Here is a 6,471-nt window from a genome sequence, read left to right as displayed (position 1 = left end):
GCAAAGGCGATGGCGAGCCCGGCTTGAAGACCATCTGGCTGGGCTTGCCGCGCGTCATGGACTTCGCCGCTGGGATCAAATAGGCCAGGGAGATGTCGGACACGGAGAGTTGTGTGTAATGGGATGGAGTTAACCCTCCGGGACAGTCCGCGAGATCACAGCGAATCTGGGTTGAGCGACTGGTTTAGTAAACCGCAGGCGTAGAGCTTGGCAGGGGAAGGTGTCCGCTACCGGACGGTCCCATCAATGGTTATCGGGTTCGGAGACAAGCGTTGCCAGCCACGAGGAAGATCAGCGCCGAGTCACACGCAAGATTTATGTGGTGGACTGGGCGGTGGGCTGAACAATCTACTGGAAATAAAATGCCATTTTATTCAGCAACATGAGCGCATTAATTGGCGGAGAGGGAGGGATTCGAACCCTCGATAGGTTATTAGCCTATACACACTTTCCAGGCGTGCTCCTTAAGCCACTCGGACACCTCTCCGGGAAGTTGGGATATCTCTCGGTCTTTGCTCGTGAATACGATCTTCACTGGGGCGAACAGTCGACCGAGGCTCCCTGTCGTTCGAGAGCCGCGAAAGATACATGAAGCGGGCTCCGGTTTCAAACCGCTCTTCGATTCCCCAGCCATTCTCGGTTTGGCCACCTTACCCGCTGTTGGGCGTCGGGGGGCGCGGGATCGGAGTTCTTGACCATCGAGCACCAATCAGACGCCTCGGTCCCGGGAGGCGCGCGCCTCTCCAAAACCGACCGCGCCGTGCTCTGACATGGAACCCCTGATGGCGATTCGTTATAACCCAGATGTCGAAGCCTGTTGTGAACGCCATACTCGTAAGCGGGAAGGGCAAAATGTTCGCCATCGGCGCCGCGATGCGATGTGTAAACTCGTGCATCATCGGCTGATGAGGATGTCCGCGGGGATCGATCGCGCGGCGTCTTCCTCGCGGGAGCCATTGGTCATGGGACGCACTTGCCGCACATGATGAAGAGGCGTCCTCCGCGCCTTGGCGACTCAAACAATAAGACACATCAACTGAGGAGGCTCACGCATGCTCTCACTGGACGCATCAGCAGTACGCCTCGGCGCCACTGCCGCGAACAAGACGGACGCCATCCGTCAGGTCGGCCAGATCCTGATCGACGCCGGCTATATCGAGCCCGGCTATGTGGACAGCCTGCTGGCGCGGGAGAAGGTCGCCAACACCTTCCTCGGCAACGGCATCGCCATCCCGCACGGCGTGCCCAAGGATCGCGGGCTGATCAAGCAAACCGGGGTGGCGGTGCTCCAGGTGCCGGATGGGGTGGACTGGAACCCAGGCGACCGGGTGCATCTGGTGGTCGGCATCGCGGCCAAGTCCGACGAGCACTTGCAGATCCTCACCAATCTGACCGATGTGCTCGGCGACCCCACCGAGGCGGCGCGTCTGGCGCGTACCAAGAACGCCACGGATATCGAGCGGCGTCTCTCCTCCGGCGCATCGCCGGCCGAGCGCCCTGCCCCGCAGCCGCTGCCGGACGACCTGCCCAACCACTTCGACATCACCATCGCCAGCCCGCACGGACTGCACGCCCGCCCGGCAACGGCGCTGGTGGACATCGCCAAGGGCTTCGAGGCGACCATCCGGGTGCGTCACGGCGACCGCGCCGGGGATGCCAAGAGCCTGATCGCCCTGCTGAATCTCGGGATCGCGTCGGGCGCGACCATCCGCGTCATGGCGGAGGGCCGCGATGCGGACGCGGCGCTGAGGGCGCTGCGCGAGGCGATCGAGGCGGGTCTGGAGGAGGAGGAAGAAGCCGGCCCGACCGCGACCGACCTGCCCCGGATCGACTGGGAAGGCCGCAGCATCGACGGCGTCGCCGCCTCCCCCGGTCTGGCCCTGGGGCCGATCTGGCAGTACCAGCGCGGCAAGATCGTGGTGGCAGCGACCGCGCGCGATCCCGCCGCCGAGCTGATCCGGCTGGACCGCGCCATCGAGGCCGCCAAGCGCGAGCTGGCGGAACTCTATGAAGAGGTCAAGTCCCGCTCCGGGGCCGGCAAAGCGGCCATCTTCCGCGCCCATGCCGAGTTCCTGGGCGACGAGGGCCTGATCGAGACCGCCCGCGCCCTCATCCGCACGGACGCCCGCAGCGCCGGCTATGCCTGGGAACAGAGCTTCGGACAGCAGGCCAAGACGCTTGCCGCCCAAAAGGACGCCCTGCTCGCCGCCCGCGCGCTGGATCTGCGCGATGTCGGCCGGCGCGTGCTGCGCCTGCTCGCCGAGCGCATCGAGGACGAGCCCAAGCTGCCGGAGACCCCGGTGATCCTGGTCGCGGACGACCTCAGTCCCTCGGACACCGCGCGGCTCGATCCGGCGCTGGCGCTCGGCATCTGCACGGGGTCTGGGGGGCCAACCTCGCACACCGCCATCATCGCCCGCTCGCTCGACATCCCGGCCGTGGTCGGCGCGGGCGACTCGGTGCTCGACCTCACCGACGGCACGCTCATCGTGCTCGACGGCCACAGTGGAACCCTGGTGCTCGCGCCCACCGACACTGATCGGGCCAACGCCCAGCGCGCCCAGGCGGACATGGCGACCCAACGCGAGGCCGAGCGGCGCGCCTGCTATCAGCCGGCGATCATGACCGACGGGGCGCGCATCGAGGTGGTCGCCAATATCGCCGCGCCCGAAGAAGCGGCCAAGGCGGTCGAGGCCGGCGGCGAAGGCGTGGGCCTGCTGCGCACCGAGTTCCTCTTCCTGGGCCGCGACCAGGCCCCGACCGAGGACGAGCAGACGGCGGCCTATACCCAGATGGTCAAGTCCTTGAACGGACTGCCGATCATCATCCGCACCCTGGACATCGGCGGGGACAAGTCGGTGCCCTACATGGCGATGCCGGTGGAGGAGAATCCTTTCCTCGGCGAGCGCGGCATCCGGCTCTGCCTCAACCGCCCGGAGCTGTTCCGCACCCAGTTGCGCGCCATCTTCCGCGCCGCCGCCAGCGGCCCGGTGCGCATCATGTTCCCCATGATCTCGACCCTGGAGGAGCTGAGACGCGCCAAGGCGCTGACCGAGGAGGTGCGCCAGGAGGTCGGCGCCGATCCGGTCGAGATCGGCATCATGATCGAGGTGCCCTCTGCGGTGATGATGGCCGATGAGCTGGCGGCCGAGGCGGACTTCTTCTCGGTCGGCTCGAACGATCTCACCCAATACTGTCTGGCCGTCGACCGCATGCACCCCATGCTCTCGCGTCAGGCGGACGGTCTGCACCCGGCGGTGCTGCGCATGATCGACCTGACCGTCAAGGCGGCGGACAAGGCCGGCAAGTGGGTCGGCGTCTGCGGGGGCATCGCGGGCGATCCCCGCGGGGTGGTGATCCTCGCCGGGCTGGGCGTGAAAGAGCTGTCGGTCAGCATCCCCAGCATCGCGGCGGTCAAGGCGCAGATCCGTGCGCTCTCCATGGTGCAGGCGAAGGACCTCGCCCGGCGCGCCCTCGCCTGCCCGACCGCCGCCGCCGTGCGGCGGCTGCGCTGAGGGGGCGGCCATGCGCATCGCCACACTCAGTCTCAACCCCGCCATCGACCAGACCGCGCGCGTCCCCAGCTTCACCGCCGGGCGCGTCAACCGGGTCGAGTGGGAGCAGTCGGACGCCGGCGGCAAAGGGGTCAATGTCGCCTCCTTCCTGGCCGACGCCGGCCTTCAGGTCGCCGCGACCGGGCTCTTCGGCAGCGCCAACATCGAGCCCTTTCTGGAGCTGTTCGCCCGCAAGGGGATCGACGACCGCTGCGTCCGTCTGGCCGGACGCACCCGGGTCAACGTCAAGATCACCGACCCGGTGCTGGACCAGGTCACCGACATCAACTTCCCCGGGCTCTCGCCGACGGCTGCGGACCTGGCACGGCTGACCAAGACGCTCGACCAGCTCCTCGCCAAGATCGACTGGCTGGTGCTCTCCGGCAGCGTCCCGGCCGGGGTGCCGAGCGACATCTACACCGGACTCATCGACCAGCTCCAGGCACGCGGCAAGCAAGTGCTGCTGGACGCCAGCGGCGCGCCCTTCGCCGAGGCGGTGAGCCACGGACCGGACGTCATCAAGCCCAACATCGACGAGCTGGCCGAGCTGGTCGGCCGACCACTGGCGGGACCGGGGGATGTGCTGGACGCGGCGCGCAGCCTGATCGCGGGCGGCATCGGGCTGGTCGCCGTCTCCATGGGGGCCGACGGCGCGGTCTTCGTCGAGGGCGAGGCCGCCGTGCTCGCCACCCCGCCGAGGATCAGCGTCAAGAGTACCGTCGGGGCGGGCGACGCCATGGTCGCCGGCATCCTCACCGCCACCGCGCGGGGGCTGGATCTGGCCGACAAGGCCCGGCTCGCCACCGCCTTTTCGCTCGGCGCGCTCGGGGAGCTTGGGCCGCACCTGCCGGCGATGTCCGTCATCGACGGGTTCGCCGCGCGGGTTGGGGTCGAGGCATTGAAATAGGAATCGTAGGATGGGCAAAGCCCGTGGAAGCCGGTCGAGTCTGGCTGTGAGGCTGGCCGGGCGCGCCCATATTCACGGCTCCGAGGCTTGAAGGATGGGCACGCCCGACCATCGCCAGCGCAAGACACGGACGTCGATACGCGGGCTTTGCCCATCCTACGACCTTCGTGGCTCGCATTGATTTCTGACGGATTCCGGAGAACAGCATGGCCAAGCTCATCGCAGTCACCTCATGCCCCACGGGCATCGCGCACAGCCTCATGGCGGCGGAGGCGATCAAGCGCACCGCCGACCTCATGGGTCACGCAATGCAGGTCGAGATCCACGGCGCCGAGGGCACCACCAACCGCCTCTCGGACGCGACCATCGCCGCCGCCGACGCGGTGCTGATCGCCGCCGACATCCATGTCGAGATCGAGCCCTTCGGCGATAAGCCGATGCTCACGGTCTCGACCGGGCGCGCCATCCGCGAGACCCAGGCGGTGCTTGGGGAATTGCTGGCGTTGGTTCCTGGTCTGGCGGCGACCGCGCCACCGGTCGCGACCGAACCGGCAGCGACTCAGGCGACAGCTCAGGCCAGCGGCCGGCGCATCGTCGCCATCACCGCCTGCCCGACCGGCATCGCCCACACCTTCATGGCGGCGGACGCGCTCAAGAAGGCCGCAGTGGCGGCGGGCGACAGTATCAGTGTGGAAACCCAGGGCTCGGTCGGGGCCAAGAACCAGCTCACCGACGAAGACATCGCGACGGCGGATCTGGTCATCATCGCCGCCGACACCCACGTCGATCCCTCGCGCTTCGCCGGCAAGCTGCTCTACTCGACCTCGGTCGGCGCGGCGGTCAAGGGCGCGGCGGACGTCATCACCAAGGCCAAGACCGGGGCGACCATCGCCGGCGGTACGGCCCCGTCGAAGGCGGCTGCGGAGAAATCCTCTGGCAGAAAAATGGAAGGCGCCTACAAACACCTGCTGACCGGCGTCTCCTACATGCTGCCGATCGTGGTCGCGGGCGGGCTCTGCATCGCCCTGTCCTTCGTCTTCGGCATCGAAGCCTTCAAGGAAAAGGGCACGATCGCGGCGGCGCTGATGGACATCGGCGGGGGCGCGGCCTTCAAGCTGATGATCCCCATCCTCTCCGGCTACATCGCCTACTCGATCGCGGACCGGCCGGGACTCACGCCCGGACTCATCGGCGGCATGCTCGCCATGAACCTGGAGGCCGGCTTCCTCGGCGGCATCATCTCCGGCTTTCTCGCCGGCTACATCGCCCTGCTGATCCGCGACTGGGTGAAACTGCCCCAGAATTTCGAGGGACTGAAGCCGGTGCTGGTCATCCCGCTGCTCTCGACGCTGGCGGTCGGCCTGCTGATGATCTACGTGGTCGGCGCGCCGGTGAAGACCATCATGGAGACCATGACCGCCTTCCTGCAGGGCATGGGCTCGACCAACGCCGTCATCCTGGGTCTGATCCTCGGCGGCATGATGGCGGTGGACATGGGCGGACCCATCAACAAGGCCGCCTACACCTTCGCGGTCGGGCTGCTCACCAGCGACACCTTCATGCCCATGGCCGCCGTCATGGCCGCCGGCATGACCCCGCCGCTCGGCATCGCCATCGCCACCCTGGTCGGACGCAGCCGCTTCACCCAGGCCGAGCGCGAAGCCGGCAAAGCCGCCGGCGTGCTAGGACTCTCCTTCATCACCGAGGGCGCCATCCCCTTCGCGGCGAAAGACCCGCTGCGGGTCATCCCCGCCGCCATCCTCGGCTCAGCGGCGGCCGGCGCCATCTCCATGTATTTCGAGATCGGACTGCGCGCCCCGCACGGCGGCGTCTTCGTGCTGGCGATCCCGAACGCGGTGAGCGATCTCGGCTGGTACGCGGCGGCGATCGCCATCGGGGCGCTCATCACGGCCACCGCGCTGCTGATCCTAAAGCCCTCGCTGGAGGAGCCCAAGGCCACTGAACTGGCTGGCGCGGCCAATCGCTAAGGAACCGATGTCCTTTTTTCGA

3 protein-coding genes and 1 tRNA gene are annotated in these 6,471 nt (G+C 67.5%); 3 read left to right on the top strand and 1 reads right to left on the bottom strand.

Going from position 1 to position 6,471, the window contains the following annotated elements; all coding sequences use genetic code 11:
- Positions 1–396 precede the first annotated feature (396 nt).
- A tRNA-Ser gene (locus CKO27_RS20430) sits at positions 397–487 on the bottom strand.
- Between the two features lie 565 nt (positions 488–1,052).
- On the opposite strand from CKO27_RS20430, the gene ptsP reads away from it, so the two are divergent.
- The 3 genes from ptsP (at position 1,053) to CKO27_RS20415 (ending at position 6,449) form a co-directional block, all read left to right on the top strand.
- The gene (gene ptsP / locus CKO27_RS20425) at positions 1,053–3,515 is read left to right on the top strand and encodes a phosphoenolpyruvate--protein phosphotransferase (protein ID WP_200376770.1); all 2,463 of its coding nucleotides are present in this window, start codon (positions 1,053–1,055) and stop codon (positions 3,513–3,515) included.
- A gap of 10 nt (positions 3,516–3,525) precedes the next feature.
- Positions 3,526–4,461 (top strand): 1-phosphofructokinase, encoded by a 936-nt coding sequence (pfkB, locus tag CKO27_RS20420; RefSeq protein WP_200376769.1) that lies wholly within the window; start codon positions 3,526–3,528, stop codon positions 4,459–4,461.
- Positions 4,462–4,667: 206 nt separating this feature from the next.
- Positions 4,668–6,449 carry a PTS fructose-like transporter subunit IIB gene (locus CKO27_RS20415; RefSeq protein WP_200376768.1) on the top strand — a complete coding sequence of 594 codons (1,782 nt, stop codon included), beginning with the start codon at positions 4,668–4,670 and terminating at the stop codon, positions 6,447–6,449.
- Positions 6,450–6,471: the final 22 nt, after the last annotated feature.

The organism is Thiocystis violacea, from assembly GCF_016583575.1.
In the GTDB taxonomy this organism is placed as follows: Bacteria; Pseudomonadota; Gammaproteobacteria; order Chromatiales; family Chromatiaceae; genus Thiocystis; species Thiocystis violacea.
Note: the sequence above shows the minus strand (reverse complement) of the source record. Positions and strands in the feature narration are given on the sequence as shown.

What these genes read in the sequence shown, in the direction of transcription:
- ptsP (WP_200376770.1), top strand. Translation starts at nt 1,053, where the DNA reads ATGCTCTCACTGGACGCATCAGCAGTACGCCTCGGCGCCACTGCCGCG.
- CKO27_RS20415 (WP_200376768.1), top strand. Translation starts at nt 4,668, where the DNA reads ATGGCCAAGCTCATCGCAGTCACCTCATGCCCCACGGGCATCGCGCAC.
- pfkB (WP_200376769.1), top strand. Translation starts at nt 3,526, where the DNA reads ATGCGCATCGCCACACTCAGTCTCAACCCCGCCATCGACCAGACCGCG.